At 69.7% G+C, this 15198-nt stretch carries 15 protein-coding genes; 11 read left to right on the top strand and 4 right to left on the bottom strand.

All coding sequences use genetic code 11. The features are described 5' to 3' along the window. Window positions 1-2: 2 nt before the first annotated feature. Window positions 3-776, bottom strand: coding sequence for a GntR family transcriptional regulator (locus ACFY3L_RS22545; protein WP_389327129.1), 774 nt, complete (start codon window positions 774-776; stop codon window positions 3-5). 175 nt (window positions 777-951) lie between these two features. Here ACFY3L_RS22545 and ACFY3L_RS22540 point away from each other — a divergent pair, with 175 nt between their 5' ends. From ACFY3L_RS22540 to ACFY3L_RS22515, 6 genes are read left to right on the top strand one after another with little or no spacing between them, the layout of a single operon-like run. Continuing rightward, window positions 952-2202, top strand: a complete 1251-nt coding sequence (locus ACFY3L_RS22540; RefSeq protein ID WP_389327126.1) for an ABC transporter substrate-binding protein — start codon at window positions 952-954, stop codon at window positions 2200-2202. Further along, entirely contained in the window at window positions 2181-3131 is a 951-nt protein-coding gene (locus ACFY3L_RS22535; RefSeq protein WP_389327123.1) for a carbohydrate ABC transporter permease, read from the top strand. The genes ACFY3L_RS22540 and ACFY3L_RS22535 overlap by 22 nt, the downstream gene beginning before the upstream one ends. Further along, window positions 3132-4028, top strand: a complete 897-nt coding sequence (locus ACFY3L_RS22530; RefSeq protein ID WP_389327120.1) for a carbohydrate ABC transporter permease — start codon at window positions 3132-3134, stop codon at window positions 4026-4028. Continuing rightward, window positions 4025-4960 (top strand): N-acetylglucosamine kinase, encoded by a 936-nt coding sequence (locus ACFY3L_RS22525; RefSeq protein ID WP_389327117.1) that lies wholly within the window; start codon window positions 4025-4027, stop codon window positions 4958-4960. Before ACFY3L_RS22530 ends, ACFY3L_RS22525 begins: the two co-directional genes overlap by 4 nt. Further along, the gene (locus ACFY3L_RS22520) at window positions 4957-6198 is read left to right on the top strand and encodes a hypothetical protein (RefSeq protein WP_389327114.1); all 1242 of its coding nucleotides are present in this window, start codon (window positions 4957-4959) and stop codon (window positions 6196-6198) included. The genes ACFY3L_RS22525 and ACFY3L_RS22520 overlap by 4 nt, the downstream gene beginning before the upstream one ends. Then, window positions 6191-6940, top strand: a complete 750-nt coding sequence (locus tag ACFY3L_RS22515; RefSeq protein ID WP_389327113.1) for a sugar isomerase domain-containing protein — start codon at window positions 6191-6193, stop codon at window positions 6938-6940. The genes ACFY3L_RS22520 and ACFY3L_RS22515 overlap by 8 nt, the downstream gene beginning before the upstream one ends. A 216-nt stretch (window positions 6941-7156) precedes the next feature. Here ACFY3L_RS22515 and ACFY3L_RS22510 read toward each other — a convergent pair whose 3' ends face one another. After that, window positions 7157-8299, bottom strand: coding sequence for a DUF5925 domain-containing protein (locus ACFY3L_RS22510; protein ID WP_389327111.1), 1143 nt, complete (start codon window positions 8297-8299; stop codon window positions 7157-7159). A gap of 326 nt (window positions 8300-8625) precedes the next feature. Between ACFY3L_RS22510 and ACFY3L_RS22505 the strand changes: the two genes are divergently transcribed. Further along, the gene (locus tag ACFY3L_RS22505) at window positions 8626-10302 is read left to right on the top strand and encodes a right-handed parallel beta-helix repeat-containing protein (RefSeq protein ID WP_389327108.1); all 1677 of its coding nucleotides are present in this window, start codon (window positions 8626-8628) and stop codon (window positions 10300-10302) included. Window positions 10303-10345: 43 nt separating this feature from the next. Here ACFY3L_RS22505 and ACFY3L_RS22500 read toward each other — a convergent pair whose 3' ends face one another. Both ACFY3L_RS22500 and ACFY3L_RS22495 read right to left on the bottom strand, forming a co-directional pair. After that, complete coding sequence (locus ACFY3L_RS22500) at window positions 10346-12247, bottom strand: hypothetical protein (RefSeq protein ID WP_389327105.1); 1902 nt, start codon at window positions 12245-12247, stop codon at window positions 10346-10348. Between the two features lie 6 nt (window positions 12248-12253). Next, entirely contained in the window at window positions 12254-13324 is a 1071-nt protein-coding gene (locus tag ACFY3L_RS22495) for a hypothetical protein (RefSeq protein WP_389327102.1), read from the bottom strand. A 233-nt stretch (window positions 13325-13557) separates the two neighbouring features. Here ACFY3L_RS22495 and ACFY3L_RS22490 point away from each other — a divergent pair, with 233 nt between their 5' ends. The 4 genes from ACFY3L_RS22490 (at window position 13558) to ACFY3L_RS22475 (ending at window position 15175) form a co-directional block, all read left to right on the top strand. Further along, on the top strand, window positions 13558-13917 hold the full coding sequence (locus ACFY3L_RS22490; RefSeq protein WP_350548554.1) for a WXG100 family type VII secretion target: 360 nt from the start codon (window positions 13558-13560) through the stop codon (window positions 13915-13917). Between the two features lie 38 nt (window positions 13918-13955). Beyond that, the gene (locus tag ACFY3L_RS22485; protein ID WP_389327098.1) at window positions 13956-14264 is read left to right on the top strand and encodes a WXG100 family type VII secretion target; all 309 of its coding nucleotides are present in this window, start codon (window positions 13956-13958) and stop codon (window positions 14262-14264) included. 133 nt (window positions 14265-14397) lie between these two features. Next, window positions 14398-14796 carry a YbaB/EbfC family nucleoid-associated protein gene (locus ACFY3L_RS22480; protein WP_389327095.1) on the top strand — a complete coding sequence of 133 codons (399 nt, stop codon included), beginning with the start codon at window positions 14398-14400 and terminating at the stop codon, window positions 14794-14796. Further along, the gene (locus ACFY3L_RS22475) at window positions 14789-15175 is read left to right on the top strand and encodes a hypothetical protein (RefSeq protein ID WP_389327092.1); all 387 of its coding nucleotides are present in this window, start codon (window positions 14789-14791) and stop codon (window positions 15173-15175) included. Before ACFY3L_RS22480 ends, ACFY3L_RS22475 begins: the two co-directional genes overlap by 8 nt. Window positions 15176-15198 lie beyond the last annotated feature (23 nt).

Raw genomic sequence — 15198 nt, 5'->3', positions numbered from 1 at the left:
CGTCAGCCGCCCTGCGTCGGGGGGCTGACGTGCATCTGGATGGCGTAGCGGTCGCCGCGGTAGAGCGATCGGCCGTATTCCACGACCTTCCCCATGTTGTCGACGGAGATGCGCTCGATCAGGAACGCCGGGCTGCCCTCGCCGACTTCGAGCCGCTGCGCCTCGGTGTCGGTGAGCCGGGCGATGGTGACGGTCTGCCGCGCCGATTCGAGTCGCACCCCGAAGACGCGGCTCAGGACCTCGTACAGCGAGTCGTCGCGCTCCATCACCTTCAGCAGGCTGGGGAAGCGTGCCGCGGCGAGGTTCGTGCGCTCCAGCGCCATCGGGATGCCGTCCGCCGTGCGGATCCGCTCGATGTAGTGGGCCGGGTCGCCGGGGGCGATGTCGAGGTTCGCGGCGACCAGGCGGGTGGCCGGGCGGGTGCGGACGCGGTACGACTTGGCGCCCGGCGTCATGCCGCGCATCCGCATGTCCTCGCTGAACGAGCGGAAGATCTCCGAGTGGGTCAGCGTGGGGTGCTGCACGAAGGTCCCACGCCCGGGGACCCGCCGGACCATTCCCCTCGACTCCAGCGCGTCGATGGAGCCCCGGACGGTCATCCGGGCGACGCCGAACCGTTCGGCGAGGACCCGCTCGGAGGGGAGCAGCGCGCCGTCCCGCGAGTTCAGGACCATGGCGGTGAGGACGTCCCTGATGTGCTCGCCCTTGCCGGCGTGGTGCTCCGCCGGCAGCGGCTCAAGGGCCCCGTCGCTCGGCTCGTGTCGCGGTCTTGGCACGGACCAGCTCCCCTTCCTCAGTGAGTGAAGCCATCGTACGGGCAACCGCCCGGTCGGCGGGGGAGGCCGACGCAACCGTTGACCGTTGGTCTATACCAGTATTAGTCTCGGTTGGTCTGCCACGTCCAGCAGGTGGGCCATGACGATCGGAGATGTGATGCCCGGAAGACGCGGTGTGTTAGGGGCGGCAGCACTGCTCGCCTTCGCCCTTGCTGCGTGCGCGCCAGGCGGCGAGGGTGGCGGCGAGGCCGTCAACCTGAAGGTCTGGGGCTGGCGGCAGGAGGATGTCGCGGCGTACAAGAAGATCTTCCAGATCTACGAGAAGGCCCATCCGGGCGTGACCGTGGAGTACCTGCCCTACAAGAACACCGAGTACGACACGATCCTCAAGACCGGCCTCACCGACTCCAACGGCCCCGACGTGGCGCAGCTGCGCTCCTACGGACTGCTCCAGCCGCTGGTCGGCGCAGGCAGCCTGGTGCCGCTCGACGACCAGGTCGACAAGCTCGGCGGATTTCCGAAGCCGGTCCTCGACGGCGCGAGGGGCGAGAAGGACGGGCGCGTCTACGGCGTTCCGTTCGCGATCCAGACGCTGCACGTCATCTACAACAAGAAGATCTTCGCCGACAACGGCATCGCCGCCCCCACCACCTGGGCGGACATGATCGCGGGCTTCGACAAACTCAGTAAGGCCGGCGTGACCCCGCTGGCGAACACCGTCACCGACAAGTGGATGCTGCCGATCGAGCAGGAGATCTTCGGCGCCGCCACGTACGGCGGCCCCGACTACCTCACCAGGATGCTCAGCGGCTCGGCCAAGTTCACCGACGCGCCCTGGGTGAACTCCCTCGAGACCTGGAAGAGCACCCAGAAGTACTGGCCGGCGCAGGCGTCCGGGGTGAGCTACACCGACGCGCAGGCGCTCTTCACCTCCGGGCGGGCCGCCGCGTTCCCCGGTGGCGTGTGGGAGCTCGCCGGATTCGCGAAGGCCGACCCCAAGCTCCAACTGGGCATCTTCAACGTGCCGCCGGCGCCCGGCGCGGCGGTCGACAAGACCCTCGTGCCCGGCTACGTCGACGGCTCGTTCGGCGTCTCGGCGAAGTCGCCCCACCGGGACGCGGCGCTGGACCTCGTGCGGTGGATGGCGACCCCCGAATTCGGCAAGGCACTGTCCACCGAGCTCGGTCAGATCTCCCCGGTGCCCGGCGTCGAGCCGCAGGACGAACTCCTGGCCCAGGCCCTCAAGGCGTACCAGGCGAACCCGAGCCCGTACGTCACCTACGCGTACTTCTCCGGCGGCACACCCACCGCCTGGGACCTCGCCTCCGAAGCGTTCTCCAACTACGTCCTCGGCCGAAGCAGCGCCGCCGACGCGGCCGCGCACATCCAACGAGGGGTCGATCAGTGGTTCCGACCCAAGAACTGACGGTCCCTCCTGCCCGGCGGCCACGCCGCCGGGCAGGGCGGGTCTCGGCCGGGTGGATCACGACCTTCTGCCTGCCGGCGTTCGCGCTCTACGGCCTCTTTCTCGTCGTACCGATCGTCACCGCCTTCTACTACGGGCTGTTCCGGTGGGACGGCACCCGGCAGGGGGCGTTCGTCGGAGTCGGCAACTACCGGGAGATCCTCACTCGCTACCCGCTGAGTGACGAGATTCCCGCCGCGCTCGGGCACAACGTGCTCTTCTTCGTCGGAACCATGGCGATCCAGAACACCGTCGGGCTCGGCCTGGCGGTGCTCCTGCACCGCAACCCCTGGGGCAAGCGGCTGTTCCAGACGCTCTTCTCGCTTCCGTACCTGATCAGCCCGCTGATCGTCGGGTACATCTGGTCGTTGCTGCTGAGCCCCACCTTCGGCCCGGTCAACTTCGCGCTGAGGTCGATCGGCCTGGACGCCTGGGCGCGCCCCTGGCTCGGCGAGCCGGACCTCGCCCTGCCCGTACTGATCCTGGTCAACGCCTGGCAGTGGATCGGCGGACCGATGCTCATCTTCGGCGCCGCCCTGGCCGGCATCCCCCAGGAGCTGGAGGAGGCGGCCGCGATGGACGGCGCGTCATCGGCCCGGACGTTCTGGAGCATCCGCTTCCCGCTCCTGATGCCGGCGGTCGGCGTGATCACCGTGCTGACCTTCATCGGATGCTTCAACATCTTCGACCTCGTCTACGCGCTCGGCGGTTCCGACGGCGGACCCGGCGGCGCCATGGACGTCCTGGGCCTGCTCTACTACCGGACCGCGTTCCGGGGCGGCAGTAACGCGATTGGAGAGTCCTCGGCGTTGGCCATGCTGATCTTCGTGCTCATCTTCGGCGTCTCCCTCGCACTGGAGCGGGCGCTGCGCCGCCGGGAGGTCCACTAGATGAGCGTCCTTCGCACCGCCCCCCGCGCGGCACGGCAGGCCAGGGACGACCACCCACCCGCGCGCGGCACCCGCCGGCGCTCGTCGCTGCACACCGCCGGCAGCCAGGTGCTCCTGTGGTCCTACGCCGCGATCGCCTTCGGCCCGCTGCTGCTGGTGCTGATCGGATCGCTGCGACCCAACGCGGAGATCCTCCGGGCACCGATCGGCCTGCCCAGCTCGTTCGACCTGACCAACTACGCCCGCGCCTGGCAGACCGCGTCGATCTCGACGTACTTCGTCAACTCCCTGACCGTCACCTGCGCCTCGGTGGCGCTGTGCGTCACCGTGTCGGCGATGGCGGCCTACGCCCTGTCCAGGTGGAAGTTCCGGGGCCGGGCCCTGCTGGCGGCGTTCTTCCTGTCCGGGTTGATGATTCCGGCGAAACTCGGCCTGCTGCCGGTGTTCTACATGTTCCAGTCGATGGGTCTGATCGACAGCCGGATCGGGTTGGTGCTGCTCTACGCGGCGAGCGGAGTCCCGTTCTCGGTCTTCGTGATCATGGGCTTCATGCGGGGATTCCCCGGTGAACTGGAGGAGGCCGCGCGGATCGACGGCGCGCACGAGGGCCGGCTGTTCGTGTCGATCGTCCTGCCCCTGATGCGGCCGGCGCTCGCGGTCGCCACGGTCTTCCAGTTCGCGCCGACCTGGAACGACTTCTTCTACCCGTTGGTGCTGCTGCGCACTGTGGACAAGTACACCGTGCCGGTCGGGCTGACCCGGTTCTTCGGCGAGTTCGCCACCGACCGTGGCACCCTGTTCGCCGGACTCGTGATCGCCCTGGTACCGCTGGCCGTGGTGTTCGCGCTCGCGACCAAGCAGATTGTCGCAGGGCTGACCGCAGGGATGTCGCGATGACAACGACGATCACCATCGACGGCGGCAAGTCGGAACTTCGGCTGCTGCTGCGTACCCCGGCGGGCCGCGCGATCGGCATCGGCCCGGGCTTCTCCTACCGTCCGGACGAGGACGGCGTCGACCGGATACTGGCCGCCGTTCGTGGCGCCGCGGCGACGATCTCCCTACCCACACAGGTGGCCGGCGTGGTCGCCGGCCTGACCGGGGTACCGGGGGAGCGCGCCGAGCGCCGGCGTCTCGCCCTCGCCCTCGAGCGGCAGTTCGGCGGCCCGGCCGTCGTCGTGGAGGACAGTGTCCTCGCGCACGCCGGCGCTCTCGGCGGTCCCGGCGTGCTGCTGTGCGTCGGTACCGGGACGACCGTGCTCGCGGTGGACTCCGACGGCGACCACGTACGACTCGACGGATGGGGTCCGCTCCTCGGTGACCGCGGCAGCGCGTACGCCATCGGGCTGGCCGGAATGCGCGCCGCGACCGCGTCGCATGACCAGGTCGGACCGGCAACCGTACTGGCCGACCGCCTCGTCACGGCACTCGGCGGCATCGACCTGGCGTCACTCCAGCGCTACTACCGGGACCCCGCCATGATCCCCCGCACCGCGGCCTTCGCCCGCGACGTGCTCGACGCGGCCGCCCAGGCCGACTCGGTGGCCGGCCTGATCTGCGCCCACGCGGCGACCGATCTCGCCGACGCGGCGCAGGCGGCAGCCGTCCGGCTCGATCTCAGCGGGGCGGCCCAGCAGGTGTCCTTCAGCGGACGGCTGCTGACCCCGGGAAACGCTCTCCACCAGGCGCTGGCGGCTGAACTCGAGGCCAGGGGGCTGCCCCTGGTCAGCCCCAGAGCGGAGCCGCTCGATGGTGGTCCGGCGCTGCTGAGCGGTGCCGACCCCTACGCACGCCTGCTCGCGAGCCAGGGAACCGGTGGCGACGCATGAGGGTCGGACACGGGGCGGCGCGGCTCGAGGTCGTGTCCGGGGAACCCATGGGAGGCTATGCCGACCGATCCGACGGTGTCCAGAATGTGCTCGACCCGCTGGAGGTCCATGTCGTCACGTTCGCCGACGACGGCCACCGGTTCGCGCTGGTGGTCGCGGATCTGATCTGCGTCAATGTCGACGTCGTCGAGCGGATCCGGACCGCCGTGCGGGACATCGGCGTGCAGTCCTGCTGGGTCGCCGCCACCCACACCCACGCGAGCCCCGAGGCGGGCTGCAGCCCTGGCGGCGAGACCACCCCACGGCACGTCGCCGACCGGCTTGAAGCCGCATCGCTCGCGGCCGCGCGGTCCGCCCTGGCGTCCGAACGCGCCGCCCGTCTCGGCTCCGCCCGCACCCTGGTTCCCAAGCTGGCGGGTCGCCGGAACGTCGCCGACTCGGGCCCACTGGACATCCCCGTCGACACCATCGCGGTCACCGCGGGTACCGACGTGGTGGGGCTGGTCGTGATCTCTCCGGTCCACCCGACCATCCTTCCCGCCGACAACACCCATGTGAGCGCGGACCTGAACGGCGGCATCCGCCGGGCGCTGTCTGCACCGGGCAGGTGGGTGGTCGTCGCCACCGGCGCCGCCGGCGACATCAGTACCCGGCACACCCGCCAGGGGCGGGGCCTTGATGAGGTGAATCGGCTCGGCGCCTGGCTGGCCGGCCGGGTCGAGCCGGTGCTGCCGCACGTCGGCGGGGACACCCCGACGCCGGTACGGCCACCGACCTCGCGAACCGTCACACTCGCCCCCAAGCAGCCTGCGGAACTGGACGTCGCCCTGCGACAGACGCCGCCGGGGGTCGAGGACGAACGCATCCGCTGGGTTCTGCAACAGGGGCGGCGGATCGCGGAGGAACAGGCCGCCCGCCGGCGCACCGAACCGTACGTCATCGAGGTGGAGGCGGTGGACCTCGACGGGGTCATGGTCGTGGCCGTTCCCGGCGAGCTGTTCCTGGAGCTGGGCGAAGCGATCCGTTCGGCAGCGCCCGACCGGGCGGGGGACATCGTGGTCCTCGGCTATGCGAACGGCTACCTCGGCTACCTGCCCGCCCGCGACACGCAACCCTGCTACGAAACCCATGTCAGTCCGGTGACCTCGGGCAGCGGCGAGATCGTCGTAGCGGCTGCCGTTGAAGCTGCCGTCGAAGCCGCCCGCGACCGTGAACATTCCAGGAGGACCAATGCCTGAGCCTGCCTACGCCACCATCGCCCGGAACGCATTCGAACAGGTCCTGGCCGAGGAGCTCGACGCCATCGAGGCCGCGGCCGGGTTGGTCGCCGACGCCATCGCTGCCGGTGGCGTCCTGCAGGCGTTCGGGACCGGCCACTCGCGGATCGTCACCCTCGAACTCGCGGGGCGCGCCGGTGGGCTCGCCGCCGTCAGCATGCTGGCGGTCAAGGATCTCGTGATGTTCGGTGGCGCCGACCCGGGGCCGATCCTCGACCCGACCTATGAGCGCGAGTCCGGCCTCGCAGCCCGGATCTACCACCTCGCCGCACCGTCCGAGCACGACGCCTTCCTGATCGTCTCGAACTCCGGCCTCAACGCCGCCATCACCGAGATGGCGGTGCTGGCCCGCGAGCGCGCGCATCCGATCGTCGCGGTCACCTCGCTCGCCCACACCCGCTCGGCCGGTGCACGGTCGACCCAGGGACCGCACCTCGCCGACCTGGCAGATGTGGTGATCGACAACCACGCACCGGCCGGCGACGCGGCACTGGAGATCATCCCTGGAGTACGGATCGGGGCGGTCTCGTCCCTCACCGGAGTCCTCATCGCGCAGTTGCTCACCGAACTGGTCTGCCGCAAGCTGCTGGACCGCGGCGTCGAGCTGCCGGTCCACGTGTCCGCGAATCTCGCTCAGGGCGACGCGCACAACCGCGCCCTGTACGAGCGCTACCGCGATCAGGTCCGCCCGATCGAACCCTGATCGCCCTGACGAAGGCTTCCAGGCGACGGGAGAGGAGGTGACCATCTCCCGTCGGCTCTTCGTCCTCCGGTTATGTGCGGCACCCCAAGAGGCACCAGCATCCCCGACAGACCGGCTGGTCCCTGAAAGGCTCGAGTTCATGCGGGGTGTTTGGATGCCGCTGAGCAGAAAACCTTGACACCAGCGCCGGCGAGCACGGCGTCGGACGACCACGCGTTACAGGTACTGGCCGCTGAGGACCGGCTCGTGCTCGACCGTCGTGTCGAAGCCGTCACGCAGTGCGTACAACTCGGCGAGGGTCGCGCCGTCGGCTGAGATGCCGGCCGACGTGCCCAGCCAGCCCGCGGCTTCGCCGAACGGCAACGCAGGCACCTCGATCCGGGCCAGGCAGCGGCCCGGCCGGACGACAGCTGGGTGCAGCCGGGCGAGATCCTCGTTGGTGGTGATCGCCACCAAGACCTTACGACCCTGGCCGAGCAGACCGTCGGTCAGGTTGAGCAGCCGGGACAGCGCCTGCCCGGTGTGCTGCTTGGCCTCGCCGCGGATCAGCTCGTCGCAGTCTTCGAGCAGGAGCAGCCGCCACTTCTCGTGCTTCTTGTCCGGGCACGAACAGTCGCCGGCCCGGTTGAGCGCGACCTCCATCAGGTAGGCCGGGCTGCTGAACAGCGACTCCGGGTCGAGCACGCAGTCGAACTGGCACCAGTCCTGCCACTCGTGGGCCAGCGCGCGCAGCACTGTGGTCTTGCCCGTGCCCGGCGGCCCGTGCAGCAGCAGGAGCCGGCCGCGCACCGAGGTGCGGTCGACCCCGACCAGCCGGTCGAACTGTGTCGCGGCGCTGCGGGCATAGTTGCTTCTGATGTCGGACCACGGACCGGCGGTGATGGGCCGCGGGTTGCGTTGCGGGCCGTTCGCCGAGGCGTACCAGAAGCCCATCGAGACGGCCTTCTCCAGTGGTGGCGGCTCTTCGGTCATCCCGTCGATCGCCGCCGCAATGATCTCGTCGCCGAGCTCCGCGCTGGTCGCGGTGACCGACACCGTGGCGGTCTTGTTGCGCGGCCAGTGCACCGCGCGCAGGGTCCAGCCGTCGCCGGCGGCCAGGCTGGCGCGCTCGGTCTCGTTGATGGTCGTGCGCAGCACCAGCACCCCCGGCGGGAGGAGGGTCGCATCGTCGCGGACGTTGTTGAGGTCCTTGGTGGCCGCATGCGGCTGGGTGCCGGTGACGAACGAGGTCAGCGCGAGAGCGTCGATGACGTCGCGCGGGGAGTCGGCGTCGTCGACCGTGACGACGATGGGCAGCAACGCCTCCGGCGCGGTGCCGGGGGCGCCGAGCTGCAGCGGGAACTGCCGTGGAGTACGCACGGATCAATGATCGCCGCTGAAGTTGTTGCGGTACACCGATTTTCCAGGCCCCGGCCGGACGCGGCGGCGCCGCCGTCGAGCACCTGGATGGCGACTCCGTCGCGCCCGTGACTGTCTTTCATGTTCAGGAAGCGGACCGCGCCGGTAGGCCCGATCGCATCGAACTCGCCACCGGCCACGGTCGATCCCCTGACTCGTCTACGGCCCTATAACCTAGCAGCCTAGGAAGTTCTAGATGGTGAGGCGACCTCGTCAATGGCATCGTCCGCGGCACCATGTGCCGCGAGGTACGCTCGCGTCAATCGTTTGCCGTCGACGGTGGGGTTATGGCGCAGACTTTGATCGTGTCCCGGGAGCGGGCCGGGGCATATCCGACGATTCAGGACGCTCTGGAGATCGCGACCGACGGTGCGGTGATCTCGGTCGAGGCGGGCACCTATGCCGAGGTGGTCCGGCTGCGGCGGCGCAAGGTGAGCATCGTCGCGGCGGGGAAGGCCGGCTCGGTCACGCTCGACGCGACAGGGCTCGGCAGCTCAGCCGTGGCGTGCGAGTCGGCCGAGGTCACGCTGCGCGGCCTGGTCCTCACCGCCGACGACTACCCGGCGGTCAGTGTCACCGGTGGCCGGCTCGCGATCGAGGCGTGCGAGGTCGGTGCCGTGTTCGCGGCAGGGCTCAGCGTCACCGACGGCGCGCACGTCGAGGCGACCGACGTGAAGGTGACGCAGGGGCAGTACGGGATGGTCATCGAAGACTCCGACGGCATCGTCGACAAGTGCGAGGTGCGCAACATCGCCGACGACGGGGTGATCGTGCGCCTCGGGGCGAGCCCCGTCATCCGCAACAGCACGATCGAGGGCTGTGGATTCCGCGGCATCTACGTGTACCACGCCGCGAAGCCGACGATCGAGCGCTGCGACATCTCGGCCACCGGCGACGCCGGCGTCTCCGTCGCGCACCAGAGCGCACCGACGATCACGGAGACGTGGATCCACGACACGCACGGTGTCGGCATCATGTTCGGCCGTGGCTGCGGCGGGCTCGTGGAGAGCTGCCGCGTCGAGTCGACGGCCACGCCGGGCATCCACGTCGACGAGGGCGCCAGCCCGACGATCCGCGAGGCCGACGAGCGGCACCGGCCGCGGGTCGGCGTGCAGGCGATCGAGGGTGCGACGAAGCAGGACACTGACAAGGTCGACAAGCTCCTCGCCGAGCTCGACTCGATGATCGGCCTGGCCGGGGTCAAGGGCGAGGTCCGGTCGCTGATCGACGAGATTCAGGTCAACGAGTGGCGCCGCAGTGCCGGCCTCGCCGTCGGCGCGGTCAGCCACCACCTCATCTTCACCGGGGCGCCCGGCACCGGCAAGACGACCGTCGCCCGGCTCTACGGGCAGCTGCTGAAGGCCCTCGGGGTCCTGCCCATCGGCAAGTTCAAGGAAGTTTCACGGCGTGACCTCGTCGGGCAGTACATCGGCCACACCGCGGAAAAGGCCACGACCGTCTTCGAGGAGGCGCTCGGCGGGGTCCTGTTCATCGACGAGGCCTACACGCTGGCCCGCTCCGGTGGCGCCAGCGCCGACTTCGGGCAGGAAGCGATCGACACGCTGGTGAAGCTGATGGAGGACCAGCGCGACCAGGTCGCCGTCATCGTCGCCGGCTACACCGCCGAGATGGCCGACTTCCTGGACGCCAACTCGGGTCTGGCGTCGCGGTTCGCCAAGACGCTCGAGTTCGAGAACTACTCGCCGCAGGAGCTCGTGCTGATCGCGGGGCGGATCGCCCGCAACGACGACTACGTCTTCGCCCCCGGGCTCGAGGACGCGTTGTACGAGTGGTTCGACCAGATGGACCGCGGGCAGAACTTCGGCAACGCGCGTGAGGCCCGCAAGCTGCTCGAAGGGATGCGCAAGGCGCAGTCCGGGCGGCTGCGCGGCCTCGGCCGGGTCCCGAGTCGCGAGGACCTCCGGATGCTCGTCCTGGAGGACCTGCTGGCCGCCGCGCGATGAGGCGACCAGCAGACGAAACCCTCCACGCGGAGCAGGCAACGGATCAGGCGCCGCCACCCAGGACGGTCGGCGCCTCCGGGCGGTAGGCCCTCGTGTCCTGCTGTTTCGCGACCACGCCGCCACCGGGCGTCTCGACGCTGAACGCGATGTCGTCGGTCACGATCCGGTCGGCGGACTCGTCGGCCTCGGACCCCGTGCCGGACCCGTCGCGGCGGGCCTTGCGCGCCGTCAGCTCCGGCGACACCGTCGGGCCGGCCTTGATCCGCGACTGCCCGCCCGAGCGCGCGCCGGTCGCAGCGGCCCGCCCGCGGAGCTTGACCTCCTCGAGCTTCGACACCGCGGCACCCGTCGGCGGCAGCTCCGGAGCGTCGAGAATCGGCGCGGCCACGTCGGAGCGGGCGGCCTCCACCCCGACCCAGTCGGAGTTCGGGACCGGCTGACCGGGTTGGCTGTTGCCTGTCGCGGTTTTGCGGGTGGTACGCGACCCGGGCTGCCCCGGCGGCAGCGTCGGGCTCTGCGACGGGGCCTTGAGCACCGGCGGGGCGGCCCCGGCAGGGCGCAGCGGCGGCGTGGTGCCTGCCGCCTGCCGGGACTGCGGGTGCAGCTCCGACTGGCTGCCGGGCTTGCCGCTCGCACCGCGCTGCTTGTTGTTGAGGACCGGCGGGACGGTGCCGGACTGCTGCCGCGCGAACGGTTCCTCGACCCCGCCCTGCCGCGGGACGCCACCGAGCTTCTCCTGCTGCTTGCCCGTGCCGGCCGGGTTGGCGCGCGGGTTCTGCCGCTGGGCACGGTTGGACATCGGCGGTGCCGGCGGGGTCGAACCCGGGGAGCGCAGCGCGCCGGGCGTCATGTCGCCGGTCGGGGCGGCCATGCCCTTCGCCTGGATGAGGCCGGGGTTGAGGCCCTTCGGGGCGAGCTTGGCGAACGGCGACGTGACGTTCGGGTTGAGGGTCGTCGGCTTCGCCAGGGGCTGCCCGGGTGGGCGGACACCGGGCGGGAGCACCGGCGGCACGGCCGTCGGGTTGGGCAGCTTGCCCGGCGGCAGCACGTTCGGCGGGTTGGTGACGTTGGGCACCGGCTGCAGCGGGTTGGTCGAGACCGGATTCGGGATGACCGGCGGGTTCTGCTGCAGGTTGAGCAGGTTCTGGTTGAGCCCCGGCGGCGGACCGCCGGGCATGCCGCCGGGCGGCCCGCCGGGGTTGATCGGGTTCGGCTGGCCGATCGGGGTCAGCAGCGCGTTCATCGGGTAGAACGGCGCGCCGTGGCCGTTGCCGATCGTCGAGTAGGTCTGGAAGATCTGCTGCGCGGTGCGGTGCGCGAGCCCCTGCGCCTCGCGGGCGAACTCCTTCTTCTTCTCGTTGATCTGCTCGATCGCGTCACGCTTGTTGGCGTTGTCGTAGTCGGTCTGGTCGCCGCCGGGGATCAGGTTGTAGTGCCAGAACCAGTTGCCGAACGTGCCATCGGTCTCCGACGCCTTGTCGATGGCCGTCTTGTACCGGCTCCACATCCCCTCCATCTCCGTGCGGGCGGCACGGACGATGGTGACCTGTGCGCGCAGCGCGGCGACGTTGTCGAGCACCGAGTCCATCCATGACTGCAGGTAGGCCAGCATCTTGCCCGGCCCCTCGGTCATGAACTTGTCGCGGGCGTCGCCGTCCTTCCAGTCCTTCTCGTACAGGTCGTTGCTGGTCTGCAGGACCTGCTGCTGGATACCGAAGAGCAGCTGCCACGCCCGGTACCACTGGTCGGCCAGCGCGGAGATGTCCTCCGGGTGCTGGTTCATGATCTGCCGGCGGATGTCCTCGATCCACGGGCCGTTCTCGCCGTTGTTGGGCGGGTCGGTGAACTCGACGTCGAATCGATCGGGCACGTTGTACCACATGCCGGATCCGGAGGGGCCGGCGTGCGGCATCTCCGCGCGCATGTACCGCCAGTCTTCAGCCACGGGACATCACTGCGGCCTGAGCTGGTTGATCTTGTCCTGGGCAGGCTGCTCGCCGGCGCCGACCACACCGTCGGTCTGCTCGCCGATCTGCAGGACCTTGGGGTCCTTGCCGGTCTGCGTCGTGGTGATGGTCTGGCTGTCGTCGGCGTTGGTGACCACGCTGTTGCCGGTCGTGTTGTTGCCGTCCTTGTCCTTGTTCTGCGTGGACGTGCTCGAGACCTCGCCGTCGGTGTAGGTCGTCGTCTGGGTCTGCGAACCGGTCACCTGGCCGTCGTTGCCGTAGTAGGTGGTCTGCTTCTGCACCGTGTTGCCCGACGTGGCAGATGTCGTGGACTCCGCCCGGCTCGTGAGCTTGTAGCCCGCGCGCTCCTCGGCCGTCTTCCCGTTCGGGTTCGGCGGATAGGTCACGATCGTCGTGGTCACCGTGTCGCCGGTGTACGGGTCGACCCGGGTGATGATCTCGCGGCGCACGCCGTCGGTGCTGACGGCGACCTTGTGCTGCCCCTGCGCGTCGGTGAAGGTGCCCTGGTCGGTCCAGCGGACCACCACGCCCGACGCGGCACCGTTGCCGGAGCTCATGTTCTCGCTGTAGGCGTCCTGCCAGGTCTTGACCTGCTTGAGCCATTCCTCCGGATAGCCGGCCGGCCGCTTGGCCTCGCTGTCGCCGTAGGCGAACTTGACCGCGTTGAGGTCGGCGGCGGACCAGCCGTCGGTGCCGGCATAGGCGTTGGCGATGGTCTGCGCGGCCGAGCCGGTGTTCATCAGCCCCTGCGCCAGGAACGACAGGTACTGCTGCAGCTCGTTGTAGTTGGCCAGCATCAGATGCGCGGTGTAGGCGCCCTCGGGCAGCGAGCCGGGCGCCCACGCGTTGATCGGCATGGTGCCGAGCAGGTTGAGCTCCGGGACCTTGCCGCGGAGGTTCTCCATGATGATCTTCATGTTGCTGGCGAAGTCCGCCATGCCGTCGATGTCGGCGTCGATGTTCTTGTGTCCGGCCTCGAGCCACGCCGGATTCGTGTTGGCGGTGGTCTGAGACTGGTACGGGTTGTAGGGCGCGTCGTCGCGCGGCTCAGCCAAGATCTCTCCCCCGTCGATCCGTGCCTCTGGTCCATCGCCCGAGGCGCTGCCGGCATCCTCGTCCAGATCGAGCGTAACCGGACAGCGCCACAATCGATAACCCTGCCCGACTGGACCGACCTTGAACTGGGGCGCTACCGTCTGGTACGCCGCATTATGGTGGGTTGTATCGATCCATCGCTCAGCGAGCTTCCCTCCCGGGGAGCCACAGCAGAAAACGGGGTGAGACGAACTTGACGGACACACCAGGTGTGGGCACGGTCCACGCGACCCAGGACCAGCTCAACACGATGGCCAACAAGTGCATGGAGACCCGCGAGAGCATCGCGACCGGCATGGCGCAGCTGCTGGACCGGATCAACGGCCTCAGCGGGGCCGGCATGTCCGGTGCCGCGAACAACGCGCTGCAGGGCTCCTCGGCCCAGCTCAACCAGGGCCTGACGAAGATGCTGAACGCCCTCGACGACCTCGCCGGGAAGATCAGCAACGCCTCCTCGACGTTCGGCGTCAACGACGACGACGCGGCGAACGACATCCGGGCCGCGGCCGCCGCCACCGGCGACTCCACGGTCATCGCCGCCCTGCGTGGCTGACCCTTCCGCGACGAGACCTTCGAGAGGCAGGAACATCCATGGGAGCGGGATACGGCGCTGACGGCGCCATCACCTACAACTTCGGCCAGATCGCGGACGTGGCGACCGCCATCGGCACCTACACGGGTGCGGTGGAGGGGTCCCTCGAGGACCTCTACACGCAGTTCACCCAGCTCTTCGCCAACGACTGGCACGGTGCCGCCGGCCAGGCGGTCGACGCCGCCCGCACCGAGTGGAACTCGGGCATCAGCGACGTCAAGGCCGCCCTGTCGCAGGTCGGTGTGAAGCTGGGCGCGTCGGCCGAGCGGATGCAGGCGGTCGACAAGCAGATCGCCGCGGGCATCTGAACGGTCCGCCGGACCGGTCACGGACGATGTGACGAAGACCGCCGGGGTTCCGGGGCGGGGCTGCGCCGGAGCCTCGGCGGGTGCACACTTGGACACCCGAGGCACAGTGATCGCGGCTTGACGGGGAGGTGCCGTGGATCGTCCCAACTGGGGCGCGATCGAAGGGATGCTCGCCGACCTCAAACGGGTCACCAAGGAGCTGCCCGACATCCAGCGCAAGGCCCTCGAGGTCACCGGCACCGCGTGGTCGGACGACCGCACGGTCAAGGCCGTGGTCGGCCCGCGCGGGCACCTCATCGAGCTCGAGATCGACCCCCGGGTCTACCGCAAGCCGAACTCCAAGGAGCTGGCCGCGACGATCGTGGCCACCGTCCGCAAGGCCATCGAGGAGTCGGGGCGCAAGGCACAGGAGATCTACGACGAGGCACTGCCGTCGGACATGCGCGCGGCCCGGGCCGGCGGCATGGACATCAACAAGCTGATCCAGAGCCACGATGCCGACATCCGGCGACAGGGGGACGACGATGGGTGACTACGTCATTCTCGGCAGCACCGCCGCCGACCTGCTCAACGCGGCACAGAAGATCAAGGATCTGGGCGGCCGGCTCACCAGCACCATGTCGAACGCGATCGCCCGGATCGACCCGCTGGACCAGACGGCGACCTTCGGCGGCGACGACTTCGCCGACAGCTTCCTGCACGGCGAGGGCGGCGGAGGCGGTTATCACCAGTTGGTCCCGTCCGGCGTCGGTGACGAGCAGACGACGGCCAACCAGGCCGTGAAGACCAACGCCCGCAAGCTCGGCGAGGGCATGACCAATCTCGGCCAGCACGCGCTGGACGCCATGTGGGCCTACACGGCGACCGACGACGACAGCGCCACCGACATCGGCAACGCCGCCCGCACCTGAGTGACCTGGGCACCGGCTTGACG

The sequence above is a fragment of the Dactylosporangium sp. NPDC000521 genome, assembly GCF_042898305.1.
Classification (GTDB): domain Bacteria; phylum Actinomycetota; class Actinomycetes; order Mycobacteriales; family Micromonosporaceae; genus Dactylosporangium.
This window is presented reverse-complemented; position numbering and strand designations above follow the sequence as displayed.